Source organism: Pseudomonas sp. YA1 (assembly GCF_058680555.1).
The window spans coordinates 80199-96597 of the sequence record NZ_JBZWBG010000024.1; the positions used below are offsets into that span (position 1 = coordinate 80199).

At 65.9% G+C, this 16399-nt stretch carries 16 protein-coding genes; 11 read left to right on the forward strand and 5 right to left on the reverse strand.

What is annotated here, in order from left to right:
- Positions 1 to 32 precede the first annotated feature (32 nt).
- Entirely contained in the window at positions 33 to 1016 is a 984-nt protein-coding gene (locus tag AC4OR5_RS27410; RefSeq protein ID WP_003085519.1) for a tripartite tricarboxylate transporter substrate binding protein, read from the reverse strand.
- 29 nt (positions 1017 to 1045) lie between these two features.
- The gene (locus AC4OR5_RS27415; protein WP_003134362.1) at positions 1046 to 2329 is read right to left on the reverse strand and encodes an OprD family porin; all 1284 of its coding nucleotides are present in this window, start codon (positions 2327 to 2329) and stop codon (positions 1046 to 1048) included.
- Between the two features lie 210 nt (positions 2330 to 2539).
- On the opposite strand from AC4OR5_RS27415, the gene AC4OR5_RS27420 reads away from it, so the two are divergent.
- Both AC4OR5_RS27420 and AC4OR5_RS27425 read left to right on the forward strand, forming a co-directional pair.
- On the forward strand, positions 2540 to 3211 hold the full coding sequence (locus tag AC4OR5_RS27420) for a response regulator (protein WP_003085524.1): 672 nt from the start codon (positions 2540 to 2542) through the stop codon (positions 3209 to 3211).
- Positions 3204 to 4586 (forward strand): sensor histidine kinase, encoded by a 1383-nt coding sequence (locus tag AC4OR5_RS27425; protein WP_003085526.1) that lies wholly within the window; start codon positions 3204 to 3206, stop codon positions 4584 to 4586. The genes AC4OR5_RS27420 and AC4OR5_RS27425 overlap by 8 nt, the downstream gene beginning before the upstream one ends.
- Before the next feature lie 7 nt (positions 4587 to 4593).
- Here the strand turns inward: AC4OR5_RS27425 and AC4OR5_RS27430 are convergent, their stop codons facing one another.
- A complete protein-coding gene (locus tag AC4OR5_RS27430) occupies positions 4594 to 5430 on the reverse strand; it encodes an HDOD domain-containing protein (protein WP_003085528.1) in 837 nt (278 codons plus the stop codon).
- Positions 5431 to 5530: 100 nt separating this feature from the next.
- Positions 5531 to 6475: a CAF17-like 4Fe-4S cluster assembly/insertion protein YgfZ gene (ygfZ, locus tag AC4OR5_RS27435; protein WP_071536177.1), complete on the reverse strand. Its 945-nt coding sequence runs from the start codon at positions 6473 to 6475 to the stop codon at positions 5531 to 5533.
- 272 nt (positions 6476 to 6747) lie between these two features.
- Between ygfZ and AC4OR5_RS27440 the strand changes: the two genes are divergently transcribed.
- Positions 6748 to 7002, forward strand: a complete 255-nt coding sequence (locus AC4OR5_RS27440; RefSeq protein WP_003085532.1) for an FAD assembly factor SdhE — start codon at positions 6748 to 6750, stop codon at positions 7000 to 7002.
- Positions 6986 to 7438, forward strand: coding sequence for a protein YgfX (locus AC4OR5_RS27445; RefSeq protein ID WP_058160266.1), 453 nt, complete (start codon positions 6986 to 6988; stop codon positions 7436 to 7438). The genes AC4OR5_RS27440 and AC4OR5_RS27445 overlap by 17 nt, the downstream gene beginning before the upstream one ends.
- Here AC4OR5_RS27445 and nadB read toward each other — a convergent pair.
- A complete protein-coding gene (nadB, locus tag AC4OR5_RS27450; protein WP_003110247.1) occupies positions 7407 to 9023 on the reverse strand; it encodes an L-aspartate oxidase in 1617 nt (538 codons plus the stop codon). The two genes, AC4OR5_RS27445 and nadB, sit on opposite strands and share 32 nt — an antisense overlap.
- 408 nt (positions 9024 to 9431) lie before the next feature.
- Between nadB and rpoE the strand changes: the two genes are divergently transcribed.
- The 7 genes from rpoE (at position 9432) to lepB (ending at position 16313) form a co-directional block, all read left to right on the forward strand.
- Positions 9432 to 10013 (forward strand): RNA polymerase sigma factor RpoE/AlgU, encoded by a 582-nt coding sequence (gene rpoE / locus AC4OR5_RS27455; RefSeq protein ID WP_003085543.1) that lies wholly within the window; start codon positions 9432 to 9434, stop codon positions 10011 to 10013.
- Between the two features lie 31 nt (positions 10014 to 10044).
- On the forward strand, positions 10045 to 10629 hold the full coding sequence (mucA, locus tag AC4OR5_RS27460) for an anti-sigma factor MucA (RefSeq protein ID WP_003101958.1): 585 nt from the start codon (positions 10045 to 10047) through the stop codon (positions 10627 to 10629).
- Positions 10630 to 10637: 8 nt separating this feature from the next.
- Positions 10638 to 11588, forward strand: a complete 951-nt coding sequence (mucB, locus tag AC4OR5_RS27465) for a sigma factor AlgU regulator MucB (RefSeq protein WP_015503450.1) — start codon at positions 10638 to 10640, stop codon at positions 11586 to 11588.
- Positions 11585 to 12040, forward strand: a complete 456-nt coding sequence (gene mucC / locus AC4OR5_RS27470) for an alginate biosynthesis regulator MucC (RefSeq protein WP_003140935.1) — start codon at positions 11585 to 11587, stop codon at positions 12038 to 12040. The genes mucB and mucC overlap by 4 nt, the downstream gene beginning before the upstream one ends.
- Before the next feature lie 39 nt (positions 12041 to 12079).
- On the forward strand, positions 12080 to 13504 hold the full coding sequence (gene mucD, locus AC4OR5_RS27475) for a serine protease MucD (protein ID WP_004364147.1): 1425 nt from the start codon (positions 12080 to 12082) through the stop codon (positions 13502 to 13504).
- Positions 13505 to 13653: 149 nt separating this feature from the next.
- Positions 13654 to 15453: a translation elongation factor 4 gene (gene lepA / locus AC4OR5_RS27480; RefSeq protein ID WP_003085555.1), complete on the forward strand. Its 1800-nt coding sequence runs from the start codon at positions 13654 to 13656 to the stop codon at positions 15451 to 15453.
- Between the two features lie 5 nt (positions 15454 to 15458).
- Entirely contained in the window at positions 15459 to 16313 is an 855-nt protein-coding gene (gene lepB / locus AC4OR5_RS27485) for a signal peptidase I (protein ID WP_003085558.1), read from the forward strand.
- The last annotated feature ends 86 nt before the right edge of the window (positions 16314 to 16399 follow it).

Consider the following 16399-nt stretch of genomic DNA (forward strand, 5'->3'; position numbering starts at 1 on the left):
CGCGGCCGGGGCCCGGCCGCGCGCGGGCTGGCTTACTGGATCAGGCCGAAGTCCTTGGCCAGTTGCTTGTACTGCTGGACCTGCTGCTTCACGTAGCCGTCGAGTTCCTCGCCGGTCATGGCGAAGGGGAACAGCTCGCGCTGGTCGCGCAGCTTGGCGAAGTCCTCGGAGGCCAGCAGTTGGTCGAAGGCGTTCTTCCACCAGGCGTAGTCTTCGTCGCTGACCTTCGGCCCGAGGTAGAACCCGCGAACCACTGGCCAGACGATGTCGTAGCCCTGTTCCTTGGCGGTGGGGATGTTGGCCATCGCCGCCTCCGGCAGGCGTTCTTCGGAGAACACCGCGAGCAGGCGCATGTCGCCGCTGAGGATGTGCGGCATGGAGTCGGAAATGTCGGTGCTGCCGACCTGGATGTGCCCGCCGAGCAGCGCGGTGGCGATCTCGCCGCCGCCTTCCAGGGCCACGTAGCGCAGGTCGCGCGGATTGATCCCGGCGGCCTTGGCGATCAGCGCGGTCTGCATCCAGTCCTGGCTGCCGACGGTGCCGCCGGAGCCGATCACCACCTTGCTCGGGTCGGCCTTGAGCGCCTTCACCAGGTCGTCGAGGTTCTTGTAGGGCGAGTCGGTGCGCACCGCGATGGCGCCGTAGCTGGTGCCGATGGCGGCCAGCCATTTCACCGCGTTCTCGTCGAAGCGGCCGAACTTGCCCTGGGCCAGGTTCAGCAGCGAGCCGCTGGAGAAGGCGGTGATGGTGCCGGCATCGCCCGGGCGTTGGGCGACCACCGCGTTATAGGCGACCGCGCCGACGCCGCCGGGCATGTAGGTGACGCGCATCGGCTTGCTCAGCAGCTTGGCCTCGACCAGGGCGCTCTGCGCCAGCTTGCAGGTGAGGTCGAAACCGCCGCCGGGGGACGCCGGGGCGATGCATTCGGGACGCTTGGGTTCGGCCACGGCGGCGCCGGCCAGCAGCAGGCCGGCGGCAACCAAGGCGAGGGGACGAAAAGACAGTTTCATCATCATCGGTGCTCCTGTGGAGTTCTTGTTCTGGCTTACCAGATCGGCAGGGTATAGCTGACGATCAGGCGGTTCTCATCGATGTCGCGGGTGAAATTGGAACGGAAGGTCGCGTTGCGCCAGCGGATTCCGAGGTTCTTCAGCGCGCCGCTCTGGAACACGTACTGCAGTTCGGTGTTGCGTTCCCATTCGCGGCCTTCGCCGCGCTGCCCGGCGAGTTCGACATTGTCGCCCTTGACGTAGCGGGTCATGAAGGTCAGGCCGGGAATGCCGAGGCCGACGAAGTCGTAGTCGTAGCGCAGTTGCCAGGAACGCTCCTTGGGGCCGGCGAAGTCGTTGACCTGGACGAAGTTGACCAGGTAGGGGTTGCTGCCTTCCAGGTAGGGGAAGGCGTCGTCGCCGTTCATTCGCTGCCAGGCCGCGCCGAAGGCATGGTTGCCAAGGCTGTAGGTGAACATGCCGTTGAGCGACTTGTTGTCGATGCCGCCGGCCTTGGCCGAGCCGCTGTCGGTGCTGCGGGCGAAGCGCAGGTCGCTGGTCAGTTCGCCGGGACCGATCGGCCAGCTGTGCAGCAGGCCGACGAAGTGCTGGCGGTAGACGTCCTGCAGGTTGCTGTAGTGATAGCTGGCGGTGAGTTGGTCGGTGAGCTTGTAGTCCAGTCCGCCGAGGTCGAAGTGATCGGCGCTGACCCCGGCGAAGCGGCCGTTCTTGTCGTTCAGCGCGAGGTCCTCGGAGTCGCTGGAGTCGCGGATCTTGGTCTTTTCCAGGCGCCCGGCGGTGAAGCCGAGGTCCTTGATCTCCTTCGAGGTGAGCAGCGCACCTTCGAATATCTGCGGGAAGATCCGCCCGTTGTTCGGTTGTACCGATGGCAGCTTCGGAATCAGCGTGCCGACCTTCAGCTCGCTCTGCGAGACCTTGACCTTGGCGGTCAGGCCCAGTTTCGAGTAGGTGTCCGGCGCGCGGCCGTCGGAATCCTTCGGCAGCAGTCCGGTACCGCTGCGGCCGCGGCCGGAGTCGAGCTTGACGCCGAGCATGCCCATGGCGTCGAGGCCGAAGCCGACGGTGCCCTGGGTGTAGCCGGACTGCAGGTTGAGGATGAAGCCTTGCGCCCACTCCTCGCGCTTGGACTGGCCGGGGCCGTCGCGGAAGTCCCGGTTCATGTAGAAGTTGCGGGTTTCCAGGCTGGCCTTGCTGTCTTCGAGGAAGCCGGCGGCGTTGCCCAGGGGCGCGATGCCGGCGAGCACGACGGCGGTGGTGGTCAGGGTGGTGCTGCGGGACAAACGTACAGACCTTGCGGCCTGCGGCAGGGAAGTCGACATGCAGTGGTCTCCGATTCTTGTTCTTGTACGCCGAGCACCACGCTGCAGGGCGTTTTGGCGGACGATCTGCGCCGTCCATCGACTGATCCTAAGACGCCAAGCTTTCGCCAGGCTTTCAGCAATCCCCGGTGGCAGAGAAGCCATTTACCGGAGGGTTTTCCCCGGTACACTTCGCCTCTTGTGCCCTCATCCGGTGGTGGAGAACCGTCCATGCGCATCCTTCTGGTGGAAGATCATCCGCAGCTCGCCGAAAGCGTGGTCCAGGCGCTCAAGGGCGCCGGCTGGACGGTAGACCTGCTGCAGGACGGGGTGGCCGCCGACCTGGCCCTGGCCAGCGAGGAGTACGCCCTGGCGATCCTCGACGTCGGCCTGCCGCGGATGGACGGCTTCGAGGTGCTGGCGCGCCTGCGCGGGCGCGGCAAGACTCTGCCGGTGCTGATGCTGACTGCGCGCGGCGAGGTGAAGGACCGGGTGCACGGCCTCAATCTCGGCGCCGACGACTACCTGGCAAAGCCTTTCGAACTGTCCGAGCTGGAGGCGCGGGTCAAGGCCCTGCTGCGCCGCAGCGTGCTCGGCGGCGAACAGTTGCAGCGCTGCGGCGCCCTGGTCTACGACCTCGGCACCCGGCGCTTCAGCCTCGACGAGCAGCCGCTGACCCTGACCTCGCGGGAACAGGCGGTGCTGGAAGCGATGATCGCCCGTCCGGGGCGGGTGATGAGCAAGGAGCAACTGGCCGCCCAGGTCTTCGGCCTGGACGAGGAGGCCAGCGCCGACGCCATCGAGATCTACGTCCACCGCCTGCGCAAGAAGCTGGAAGGCGGCGCCGTGCGCATCGTCACCTTCCGCGGCCTCGGCTACCTGCTGGAGGCGCAGGGTGACTGATGCCGGCAGTCTGCGCGGACGGCTGCTGCTGTGGCTGGCCCTGCTCCTGCTGCTGGTGCTCCTGGCGAGCGGCCTGAGCGCCTACTGGAACGGTCGCGAGGTGGCCGACACCGCCTACGACCGGACCTTGCTGGCCTCGGCGCGGGCGATCGCCGACGGGCTCTACGAGAAGGACGGCACCCTGCGCGCCGACGTCCCCTACGTGGCACTGGATACCTTCGCCTACGACAGCGCCGGGCGGATCTTCTACCAGGTCAACGACATCCATGGTCGGATGATCTCCGGCTACGAGAATCTTCCGGCAGCACCCGCCGAGACCCTGCGCACCGACGACTACCCGGCCTTGGCGAAGTTCTACGACGGCGTCTACCAGGGCGTCGACGTACGCGTGGTGAGCCTGCTGCAACCGGTCAGCGAACCGAGCATGAGCGGCATGGCGGAGATCCGCGTGGCGGAGACCGAAGGCGCCCGCGAGCGCATGGCGCGCAGCCTGATGACCGATACCCTGCTGCGCCTGGGCGTCCTCGGCGTCGGCGCGCTGGTGCTGGTGTGGCTGGCGGTGAGCGCCGCGCTGCGTCCGCTGGATCGCCTGCGCCGCGAGGTGGAAGAGCGCCAGCCGGACGACCTGCGGCCGTTGCCGATGCTCGAGGTCCAGCATGAATTGCGGCCGCTGGTGGAGTCGCTGAACCACTTCACCCAGCGCCTGCGCAGCCTGTTCGAGCGGCAGTCGCAGTTCATCGCCGATGCCGCCCACGAGTTGCGCACGCCGCTGGCGGCGCTCAAGGCGCGCCTGGAACTGGGCCTGCGCGAGCAGGAGCCGGAAGCCTGGCGTTCGACCCTGGAGACCACGGCGAAGAACACCGACCGCCTGATCCATCTGGCCAACCAGCTGCTCTCCCTGGCGCGCATCGAAAGCGGCGCCCAGGCCATCGCCGAGGGCGGCGCCGAGCGTATCGACCTGACCGCCCTGGCCCGGGAACTGGGCCTGGCGCTGGCGCCGCTGGCCTATGCGCGGGGAGCCTCGCTGGCGCTGGAAAGCGCCGGGCCGGTGTGGATCCAGGGTGAACCGACGCTGCTCAACGAATTGCTCAGCAACCTGCTGGACAACGCGCTGGCGCACACCCCGCAGGGCGGCAACGTGATCCTCAGGGTGCTGGAGGGGGGAGTGCTGGAAGTGGAAGACGATGGTCCGGGAATTCCCGCCGCCGACCGCGAGCGGGTCTTCCAGCGCTTCTACCGGCGCGGCGACAGCCCCGGCAGCGGCCTGGGGCTGGCGATCGTCGGCGAGGTCTGCCGGGCGCACCGGGCGCAGATCCAGCTCGACCAGGGCGAACTGGGCGGCTTGCTGGTGCGGGTGCGCTTCCCGGCGGAGTAGGGCGGGCCTATTGCAGCATGCTGGTGGCGGCTTCCAGGGCGCTGGAGAGGTCCTCGTCTTCCTTCATGTCGACGGTCGGTTCGAGGCCGAGCTTGGCGAACGCCGGGATCTGGCTCCAGTCCAGGCGGGTATAGGGATGCTCGCTGCCAAGGTAGCTCTGCAGGGTGGCGACCTGGACCAGGTCGGTATAGTCGGCGCGCGGCGAGTTGCGGGTGAAGTCCAGGTGCTGGCGCGGGACCTCGGCGATCGGTGCGGGGAAATCCCAGGCCTTGAGGATGCGCTCGCCGATCAGCGGATGGATGCGCTCGATCACGTGGCTCAGGCTGATGGAGTCCGACAGCAGCTCGTTGTGATCCTCGGCGTAGGTGAGGATCGGCAGCACGCCGATCTGGTGCACCAGCCCGGCCAGGGTCGCCTGGTCCGGCGCCAGGCGGGTGTAGTGACGGGCCAGCACGTGGCAGATGCCGGCGATCTCGGTGCTCTTGTTCCAGACTTCGCGCATCTTGCGGTCGACCACGTCGGTGGTGGCCTGGAACATCTGCTCCATGGCCAGGCCGGTGGCCAGGTTGCAGGTGTAGTTGATGCCCAGCCGGCTGATCGCCATCTGCAGGTCGGTGATTTCCTTCGGGCTGCGTAGCAGCGGACTGTTCACCACGCGGATGATGCGCGCGGTCAGCGCCGCGTCGTTGCCGATCACCTTGCTCAGGGCCTGGATGCTGACATCCGGGTCTTCCGCCGCCTCACGGACCTGCAGGGCCACCTCGGGCAGGGTCGGCAGCACCAGTTCATCCTGATCGATGGCGCGGATCAGGTCCTGTTGGACTTTGTCGGCAAGCTTGCTCATGGCATTTCCTTTGAAAACGCAATGGCCGGAGCACGCTCTACGTGCACCGGCCATGGGAATACTGGCGGGCCGTCCGCGGACGGCGAGGCACAGTTTACGGTCAGCGCTGGATTTCGCGGTCGCTGTCCAGCGTGTAAGGCAGATTGAGGAGGACGAGCGGCGCTCCTTCGGCGCTTCCGAGGCTGATCCGGCCGTCGGCGACAGCGTCGTCCTGCAGCACGGCGAGCAATTCCACGCTGTTCTCCGGCGTACGGGCGGCCAGTACCACTTCGCCGACGCTGGTGGAATGGACCGGCGAGAACAGCCCGGTGCCGGGCGCCGGCACCTCGTCTCCGCCCAGCGCCAGGCGATACAGGCGGCGCTTGAGGCGGCCGAGATACTGCATGCGGGCGACGATTTCCTGGCCGGTATAGCAGCCCTTCTTGAAGCTGACCCCGCCGACCGCCTGCAGGTTGATCATCTGTGGGATGAACAGCTCGCGGGTAGCGCCGAACACCTGGCCGACGCCGGCGCGCACCTGGCCGAGCAGCCAATCGTCGAGCGGCGCCTCGCGGCTGTGCTCGCGGAGCGTGGCAAGCACCGTCTCGGCACGCTGCGCCGGAATCCACAGCTCGACGCGGGCGTCGCCCAGGGCGACGGCGAGCAGGTCGCCGTGGCGGACGATCCTGCCGCTCTCTGCCGGTGCCTCGATCCCCAGGGCGCGTAGCGCCTCGCCGGCGTCACGCAGGCCGACGCGGAGCCAGGCTGCGCTCTCGTCGGCAAGGCTGGCCTTGGAGAATACGGCGTATTTCTTCAGCTCCGCCAACTGGGCCTCGAGCAGCTCGCCGGCCATCGCCAGCAGCAGGCCGTCGCCCTCGGGCAGGATGCGGAAGCTCGATAGCAGGCGACCCTTGATGTTGCAGCGGCCGCCGAGGCTGGAGGTCTCGTCGTTCAGATAGGCGAGGTTGCAGGTCAACTGGCCCTGGAGGAATTTGGCGGCGTCCGGGCCGCGGACGGCGAGGATGCCTTCATGGACTAGCGGAGTGTGGAAAGCGGGGTCGGCCATTGCGATGCTGCGCGGTCAGTCAGTCAGGACCGTCATCATAGAACTCGGTCCGAGGCTTGTCAGCGGGCAAGACTGCCTGACGCATCCGCCTTGACGGTTGTCGGACACTTCCGAGGCCGCCGTCGGCATGGGCCTGCGTCCCGCGCGGATGCCCTTGGTTTTCCGGGCAATACGACCAAGGGCGGACGCCGGCGGAGCGACGCCTCGTCATCAGGCCGCGCCATTCGAGCGCAACCGCCCTATAATGCCGGGCGTTTTCGAGGAGCCCGAACATGGCAGATGAAACCGAACTGAAACGACTCTACTGGCACAGCCGTCGCGGCATGCTGGAACTGGATGTGCTGCTGGTGCCTTTCGTGCAGGAGGTTTACCCGGGCCTGGACGCCGAGGACCAGGCGCGCTTCCGCAAGCTGCTGGAGTGCGAGGACCAGGACATGTTCGGTTGGTTCATGCAGCGCGGCGAGCCGGAAGACGCCGACCTGCGGCGGATGGTGCGGATGATCCTGGACCGTGTCCAGCCGGATTGAGCCGTTCGAATGCCGCTGGCGGGTCTCTCCGATCCTGCTGGCGGCGAGCCTGGCACTGTGGGCCCTGGCGCTGCTGTCGATCCTGCTGGCGGCGCAGCCGGTCTGGCTGAAGCCGCCGCTGGCGCTGGTCTGCCTGGCCTACGGTGCCTGGGGGCTGTACCGCCAGGTACTGCTGCGCGGCTCGCGGGCCTTCCGTGGCTTGCGCCATGACGAGCGGGGCTGGCAGCTGTGGAGCGCCGGAAGCGGCTGGCAAGCGGTGCAATTGCGCCCTGACAGCCTGGCGCTGCCCTGGCTGATCGTACTGCGCGTGCGCCTGCCGGGCCGCTGGCGCATCCTTGGCTGCTGTATCCCGGCCGATGCGTTGGGGGCCGACAGCCATCGGCGCCTGCGTGTCCGCCTGCGCTTCAGTCGCCGTAGATGGGCGGCACCAGAATAGTGTCGCGGGCTTCGGGCAGCAGGTCCGGATAATCCAGCGTGTAGTGCAGGCCCCGGCTTTCGCGGCGCTGCATGGCCGAGCGGATGATCAGTTCGGCGACCAGCGCCAGGTTGCGCAACTCGATCAGGTCGCGGCTGACCTTGTAGTTGCTGTAGAACTCGTCGATCTCGCTGAGCAGCAGGCGCACCCGGTGCTGGGCGCGCTGCAGGCGCTTGTTGGTGCGCACGATACCGACGTAGTCCCACATGAAACGCCGCAGTTCGTCCCAGTTGTGCGCGATGATCACGTCCTCGTCGGAGTCGGTGACCTGGCTGGCGTCCCAGCTCGGCAGGCTTTCCGGCAGGGGCGTGCCGGGCAGGCGCTGGAGCATGTCGGCGGCGGCAGAGCGGGCATAGACGAAGCATTCCAGCAGCGAATTGCTGGCCATGCGGTTGGCGCCGTGCAGGCCGGTGAAGGTGGTCTCGCCGATGGCGTAGAGGCCCGGCACGTCGGTATGCCCGTGCTGGTCGACGAGCACGCCGCCGCAGGTATAGTGCGCGGCCGGCACTACCGGGATCGGTTGCTGGGTAATGTCGATGCCGAAGTCCAGGCAGCGCTCGTAGACGGTGGGGAAGTGCGCCTTGATGAACTCGGCCGGCTTGTGGCTGATGTCCAGATAGACGCAGTCGATCCCCAGGCGCTTCATTTCATGGTCGATGGCGCGGGCCACGATGTCCCGGGGCGCCAGTTCGCCACGCGGGTCGAAGCGCGGCATGAAACGCTCGCCATTGGGCAGGCGGAGCAGGGCGCCTTCGCCGCGCAATGCCTCGGTGATGAGGAAACTCTTGGCCTGCGGGTGGTACAGGCAGGTCGGGTGGAACTGGTTGAACTCCAGGTTGCCGACCCGGCAGCCGGCGCGCCAGGCCATGGCGATGCCGTCGCCGGAGTTGCCGTCGGGATTGCTGGTATAAAGGTAGACCTTGCTCGCGCCGCCGGAGGCCAGCACGCTGAAGCGGGCACGGAAGGTGTCGACTTCGCCGCTTTCCCGATTCAGCACGTAGGCGCCCAGGCAGCGCTTGCTCGGCAGGCCGAGCTTGCGCTCGGTGATCAGGTCGACCGCCACCCGCTGCGACAGCAGCTCGATGTTCGGTCGCCGCCGGGCCTGGGCCAGCAGGGTATTGAAGATCGCGGCACCGGTGGCGTCGGCGGCATGGATGATGCGCCGGTGGCTGTGCCCGCCTTCGCGGGTCAGGTGGTATTCGAAGCTGCCTTCCTCGTGGTTGTGCTGCTCGTCGCGGGTGAAGGGCACCCCCTGTTCGATCAGCCACTGGATCGCCTCGCGGCTATGCTCCACGGTGAAGCGCACCGCGTCCTCGCGGCACAGGCCGCCACCGGCGACCAGGGTGTCCTCGACGTGGGATTCCACGGTGTCGGTATCGTCCAGCACGGCGGCCACGCCGCCCTGGGCCCAGTAAGTCGAGCCCTGCGACAGTTCGCCCTTGCTGAGGACGGCGATGCGCAGGTGTTCCGGAAGGGTCAGGGCCAGACTCAGGCCGGCGGCGCCGCTGCCGATGACCAGTACATCGTGTTGATAATGTTGGCTCATGCCCGCATTTCCCCGTGGTGGAGCCCTAGTATATAGAAGGGCCTGGCGGCACAATAGCGCACCCCCGCTGCCGGTCCGGCGGATGAGCTGCGGGCCTGTCATCGGCAGGCGTCATCAGAGCGGGGCGATGTAGTGCTGGAACTTTCTTAGACGCATCGGTTCCAAAGCAGGATGCCTGAAGACCTCGTCCGGTTGGCCTACCCAGCGGCACAGAGGCCGGGCCCTGAGCCCGATGCAATCCATTTTCGCGGGGCCCGGACACGATGTCCGGGGCCGCACGTCACGAGCGAGGAAAAAACTCGTGACGCATGCTTGGAGGGGAGAACTTTTGCAAGAAGCCCGAGTCTATCTTGGCAAGACGATTCGCTGGGACGCTCGAAGCTCCTCCAGGTTCGAAGAGGAGCTTTCATGCTAACCCAGGAACAGGATCAGCAACTGGTTGAACGGGTACAGCGCGGAGACAAGCGGGCTTTCGATCTGCTGGTACTGAAATACCAGCACAAGATACTGGGATTGATCGTGCGGTTCGTGCACGACGCCCAGGAAGCCCAGGACGTAGCGCAGGAAGCCTTCATCAAGGCATACCGCGCGCTCGGCAATTTCCGCGGCGATAGTGCTTTTTATACCTGGCTGTATCGGATCGCCATCAACACCGCGAAGAACCATCTGGTCGCTCGCGGGCGTCGGCCACCGGACAGCGATGTGACCGCAGAGGATGCGGAGTTCTTCGAGGGCGACCACGCCCTGAAGGACATCGAATCGCCGGAACGGGCGATGTTGCGGGATGAGATCGAGGCCACCGTGCACCAGACCATCCAGCAGTTGCCCGAGGATTTGCGCACGGCCCTGACCCTGCGCGAGTTCGAAGGTTTGAGTTACGAAGATATCGCCACCGTGATGCAGTGTCCGGTGGGGACGGTGCGGTCGCGGATCTTCCGTGCTCGCGAAGCAATCGACAAAGCTCTGCAGCCTTTGTTGCGAGAAGCCTGACACAGCGGCAAATGCCAAGAGAGGTATCGCTATGAGTCGTGAAGCCCTGCAGGAAACTCTGTCCGCTGTGATGGATAACGAAGCGGATGAACTCGAGTTGCGGCGGGTGCTCGCAGCTTGCGGCGAGGATGCCGAGCTGCGTTCCACCTGGTCGCGCTACCAGTTGGCGCGGTCCGTCATGCACCGCGAGCCTACCCTGCCGAAGCTGGATATCGCTGCGGCGGTCTCGGCTGCCCTGGCCGACGAGGCCGCTCCGCCGAAAGCGGAGAAGGGGCCGTGGCGGATGGTCGGTCGCCTGGCGGTCGCTGCCTCGGTGACCCTGGCGGTGCTGGCCGGCGTGCGTCTGTACAACCAGAACGACGCCCTGCCGCAGATGGCGCAACAGGGGACCACCCCGCAGATCGCCCTGCCGCAGGTGAAAGGCCCGGCCGTGCTGGCCGGCTACAGCGAAGAGCAGGGGGCGCCGCAGGTGATCACCAACTCCTCGTCCAGCGATACCCGCTGGCATGAGCAGCGTCTGCCGATCTACCTGCGTCAGCACGTGCAACAATCCGCCGTCAGTGGTACAGAGAGCGCGCTGCCCTACGCTCGGGCAGCCAGCCTGGAAAACCGCTGAGGAGAGACATGCGCACCACCTCCCTGTTGCTTTTGCTTGGCAGCCTGATGGCGGTTCCCGCCACTCAGGCTGCCGACGCTTCCGACTGGCTGAATCGCCTCGCCGAGGCCGATCGCCAGAACAGTTTCCAAGGCACCTTCGTCTACGAGCGCAATGGCAGCTTCTCCACCCATGAGATCTGGCATCGCGTGGAGAGCGATGGCGCGGTTCGCGAGCGCCTGCTCCAGCTCGACGGCGCGCGCCAGGAAGTGGTCCGGGTCGATGGGCGCACCCAGTGCATCAGCGGCGGCCTTGCCGACCAACTGGCCGATGCCCAGCTGTGGCCGGTGCGTAAGTTCGATCCTTCCCAACTGGCTTCCTGGTACGACCTGCGCCTGGTCGGCGAATCCCGTGTCGCCGGCCGCCCGGCAGTGGTCCTCGCGGTGACCCCGCGCGACCAGCATCGCTACGGCTTCGAGCTGCACCTGGACCGCGAGACCGGCCTGCCGTTGAAATCGCTGCTGCTGAACGAGAAGGGGCAGTTGCTCGAGCGCTTCCAGTTCACCCAGTTGAATACCGGCGCGGCACCTGCCGAAGACCAGTTGCAGGCGGGCGCCGAATGCCAGGTCGTCGGCCCGGCCAAGGCCGACGGCGAGAAGGCCGTGGCCTGGCGCTCGGAGTGGCTGCCGCCAGGTTTCACCCTGACCCGCAGTTTCATGCGTCGCAGTCCGGTCACCCCCGATCCGGTCGCCTGCCTGACCTATGGCGATGGCCTGGCACGATTCTCGGTGTTCATCGAGCCGCTGCACGGTGCCATGGTTGGCGACGCGCGCAGCCAGCTCGGCCCGACCGTGGTGGTTTCCAAGCGCCTGCAGACCGATGACGGCGGCCAGATGGTGACCGTCGTCGGCGAAGTGCCGCTGGGCACCGCCGAGCGGGTGGCGCTGTCCATCCGGCCCGAGGCCGCCGCCCAGAAATGATCGAGGAGCAGGGGCGAGTGGTGGCGACCGAGCCGGGAGCGGTATGGGTCGAGACCGTGCGCCGCAGTACCTGCTCGTCCTGCTCGGCCAATGCCGGTTGCGGCCAGGGGCTGATGCAGCGCCTGGGCGTCGGCGCGGGGCGTGCCCGGGTGCGCGCGTTGAGCGACCTGAGCCTGCGGGTCGGCGATGCGGTCGTCCTAGGAATTCATGAAGACCTGTTGTTGCGCGCCTCCGTCTTCTTCTATCTTTTCCCTCTGCTCGGGTTTTTCGTGGCAGCATTGCTGGCGACCCGGGCGGGCCTTGTCGAACCTCTGATCATCGTGTCCGGGCTGGCGGGTTTGCTGGCGGCCTGGCTATTGGTGCGTCGGCATGCTCGTCGTCATGCCGATGATCCAGCCTCGCAGCCGGTGGTTCTGCGAGCGCTGATTTCCGGGCCGTCCGATTCGGCCTGAGTCTTTCTCTTCCCTCGAACATCACGGGAGCTGTAGTCGATGCATACCCTAAAACGCTGTATGGCTGCGATGGTGGCCTTGCTGGCCTTGAGCCTGGCGATGACGGCCCGGGCAGAACTGCCGGACTTCACGCCTTTGGTCGAACAGGCGTCGCCGGCGGTGGTGAATATCAGTACGCGGCAGAAGCTGCCGGATCGCGCCATGGCGCGCGGGCAGCTGTCGATCCCCGACCTCGAAGGGCTGCCGCCGATGTTCCGCGACTTCCTCGAGCGCAGCATCCCGCAGGTTCCGCGCAATCCGCGCGGCCAGCAGCGCGAGGCGCAATCGCTGGGTTCCGGCTTCATCATCTCCAACGACGGCTACATCCTCACCAACAATCACGTTGTGGCCGATGCCGACGAGATCCTGGTGCGCCTGTCCGACCGTAGCGAGCACAAGGCCAAGCTGGTCGGCGCGGACCCGCGCAGCGACGTGGCGGTGCTGAAGATCGAGGCGAAGAACCTGCCGACCCTGAAACTGGGCGATTCGAACAAGCTGAAAGTGGGCGAATGGGTCCTGGCCATCGGTTCGCCGTTCGGCTTCGATCACTCGGTCACCGCCGGTATCGTCAGTGCCAAGGGGCGTAGCCTGCCGAACGAGAGCTACGTACCCTTCATCCAGACCGACGTGGCGATCAACCCGGGCAACTCCGGCGGTCCGCTGCTGAACCTGGAGGGCGAAGTGGTCGGTATCAACTCGCAGATCTTCACCCGTTCCGGCGGCTTCATGGGCCTGTCCTTCGCCATCCCGATCGATGTCGCGCTGAACGTCGCTGACCAGTTGAAGAAAGCCGGCAAGGTCAGCCGCGGCTGGCTGGGTGTGGTGATCCAGGAAGTGAACAAGGATCTCGCCGAGTCCTTCGGCCTCGACAAGCCGTCCGGCGCGCTGGTGGCGCAACTGGTGGAAGACGGCCCGGCGGCCAAGGGCGGCCTGCAGGTGGGCGATGTGATCCTCAGCCTGAACGGCCAGTCGATCAACGAGTCCGCCGACCTGCCGCACCTGGTGGGCAACATGAAGCCGGGCGACAAGATCAACCTGGACGTGATTCGCAACGGCCAGCGCAAGTCCTTGAGCATGGCGGTAGGCAGCCTTCCGGACGACGACGAGGAAATCGCCTCGATGGGCGCTCCGGGCGCCGAGCGCAGCAGCAACCGCCTGGGCGTGACCGTCGCCGACCTGACCGCCGAGCAGCGCAAGAGCCTGGATATCCAGGGCGGCGTGGTGATCAAGGAAGTCCAGGACGGTCCGGCCGCGGTCATCGGCCTGCGTCCGGGCGATGTCATCACCCACCTGGACAACAAGGCGGTGACCTCGACCAAGATCTTCGCCGACGTGGCCAAGGCCCTGCCGAAGAACCGTTCGGTTTCGATGCGGGTACTGCGCCAGGGGCGCGCCAGCTTCATCACCTTCAAGCTGGCCGAATAAGCCGGCTGGCGAAAAAAGGGCGGTTTCCACCGCCCTTTTTCATGCCCGTCAATCCGTTACCTGCGTGACGCCTTGCCCGAGCATCAGGTAAACTCCCCGGCTATTTTTCGGCGGATTGCCGCCCTTGCCCTTTTCGAGTGTGTTGAGCCGTGAGCGACCTGAGCCATATCCGCAATTTCTCCATCATTGCCCATATCGACCATGGCAAGTCGACGCTGGCCGATCGCTTCATCCAGATGTGCGGCGGTCTCTCCGATCGCGAAATGGAGGCCCAGGTCCTGGACTCCATGGACCTGGAGCGCGAGCGCGGGATCACCATCAAGGCCCACAGCGTGACCCTGCACTACAAGGCGCAGGACGGTAAGACCTACCAGCTCAACTTCATCGATACCCCCGGCCACGTCGACTTCACCTACGAAGTCAGCCGCTCGCTGGCCGCCTGCGAGGGCGCGCTGCTGGTAGTGGACGCCGGCCAGGGCGTCGAGGCGCAGTCCGTCGCCAACTGCTACACCGCCATCGAGCAGGGGCTGGAAGTGATGCCCGTGCTGAACAAGATGGACCTGCCCCAGGCCGAGCCGGAGCGGGTGAAAGAGGAAATCGAGAGCATCATCGGCATCGACGCCACCGACGCCGTGGCCTGCAGCGCCAAGAGCGGGATGGGCGTGCTGGAGGTGCTGGAGCGCCTGGTGACCGCCATCCCCGCCCCGGAAGGCGAGATCGAGGCGCCGCTGCAGGCGCTGATCATCGACTCCTGGTTCGACAACTACCTCGGCGTGGTCTCGCTGGTGCGGGTGAAGAACGGCCGGGTGAAGAAGGGCGACAAGATCCTGGTGAAGTCCACCGGCAAGGTCCACCAGGTGGACAGCGTCGGGGTATTCACTCCGAAGCACACCGAGACCGTCGACCTGAAGGCGGGCGAGGTGGGCTTCATCATCGCCGGTATCAAGGATATCCACGGCGCGCCGGTGGGCGATACGCTGACCCTTAACAACACGCCGGACGTCGAGGTCCTGCCGGGCTTCAAGCGGGTCAAGCCGCAGGTCTACGCGGGCCTGTTCCCGGTCAGCTCGGACGATTTCGAGGACTTCCGCGACGCCCTGCAGAAGCTGACCCTCAACGACTCGTCGCTGCAATACGAGCCGGAAAGCTCCGAAGCCCTGGGCTTCGGCTTCCGTTGCGGCTTCCTTGGCATGCTGCACATGGAGATCATCCAGGAGCGCCTGGAGCGCGAATACGACCTGGACCTGATCACCACCGCGCCCACGGTGGTCTTCGAGATCGTGCAGAAGAACGGCGAGATCATCTACGTCGACAACCCGTCCAAGCTCCCGGACCTGGCGTCGATCCAGGAAATGCGCGAACCGATCTGCCGCGCCACCATCCTGGTGCCCAAGGACCACCTGGGCAACGTGATCACCCTGTGCATCGAGAAGCGCGGCGTGCAGCGCGACATGCACTTCCTCAGCGGCCAGGTGCAGGTGGTCTACGACCTGCCGATGAACGAGGTGGTGCTCGACTTCTTCGATCGCCTCAAGTCCACCAGCCGCGGCTATGCTTCCCTGGACTACAGCTTCGATCGTTTCGAGCCGTCCAACCTGGTTCGTCTCGACGTGCTGATCAATGGCGAGAAGGTCGACGCCCTCGCCCTGATCGTCCACCGCGACAACGCCCCCTACAAGGGCCGCCAGCTGGTGGAGAAAATGAAGGAACTGATCCCGCGGCAGATGTTCGACGTGGCGATCCAGGCAGCCATCGGTGGGCAGATCATCGCCCGCTCGACGGTCAAGGCGCTCAGGAAGAACGTGCTGGCCAAGTGTTACGGTGGCGACGTGAGCCGTAAACGCAAGCTGCTGGAGAAGCAGAAGGCTGGTAAGAAAAGGATGAAGCAGGTCGGTAGCGTGGAAATTCCCCAGGAAGCCTTCCTCGCCGTGCTCAAAGTGGATAGCTAGAACCCATGACACTCAATTTCCCGTTGTTGCTGGTCATCGCCGTGGCTGTATGCGGCGCCCTGGCCCTGGTCGACCTGGTGCTGTTCGCGCCGCGTCGGCGGGCCGCGATCTCTTCCTACGAAGGGCAGGTGAACGAGCCCGATCCGGCAGTGCTGGAGAAGCTCAACAAGGAACCGCTGCTGGTGGAGTACGGCAAGTCGTTCTTCCCGGTGCTGTTCATCGTGCTGGTGCTGCGTTCCTTCCTGGTCGAGCCGTTCCAGATTCCCTCGGGGTCGATGAAACCTACCCTTGAGGTCGGCGATTTCATCCTGGTCAACAAGTTCGCCTACGGCATCCGCCTGCCGGTGCTGGACACCAAGGTGATCCCGATCGGTGATCCGCAGCGCGGCGATGTCATGGTGTTCCGCTATCCCAGTGAACCGAACATCAACTACATCAAGCGCGTGGTCGGCCTGCCCGGCGACACCGTGCGCTACACCAGGGAAAAGCGCCTGTACGTCAACGGCGAGCTGGTGGCGGAGAAATTGGTCGGCGAGGAACCGGGTACCCTGGGCAGCGTGACCCTGTACCAGGAGAAGCTGGGCCAGGCCGAGCACCTGATCCGCAAGGAAATGAGCCGCTATCGCATCGAGCCCGACCGCCAGTGGACCATTCCCGCCGGCCACTACTTCATGATGGGCGACAACCGCGACAACTCCAACGACAGCCGCTACTGGAACGATCCGAAGATCCCCAAGGATCTGCTGGGCATGGTTCCGGACCGCAATATCGTCGGCAAGGCCTTCGCCGTGTGGATGAGCTGGCCCGATCCGAAGATGAGCAACCTGCCGAACTTCTCCCGGGTCGGCGTGATTCACTGACCTGTGCGCAGGTTCGCCACGCGGAAGGGCGCTCCTGCTGAATAATCGCGAAGCGGGGCTGCTCCCGAGGGCAGCCCCGCTTTCAC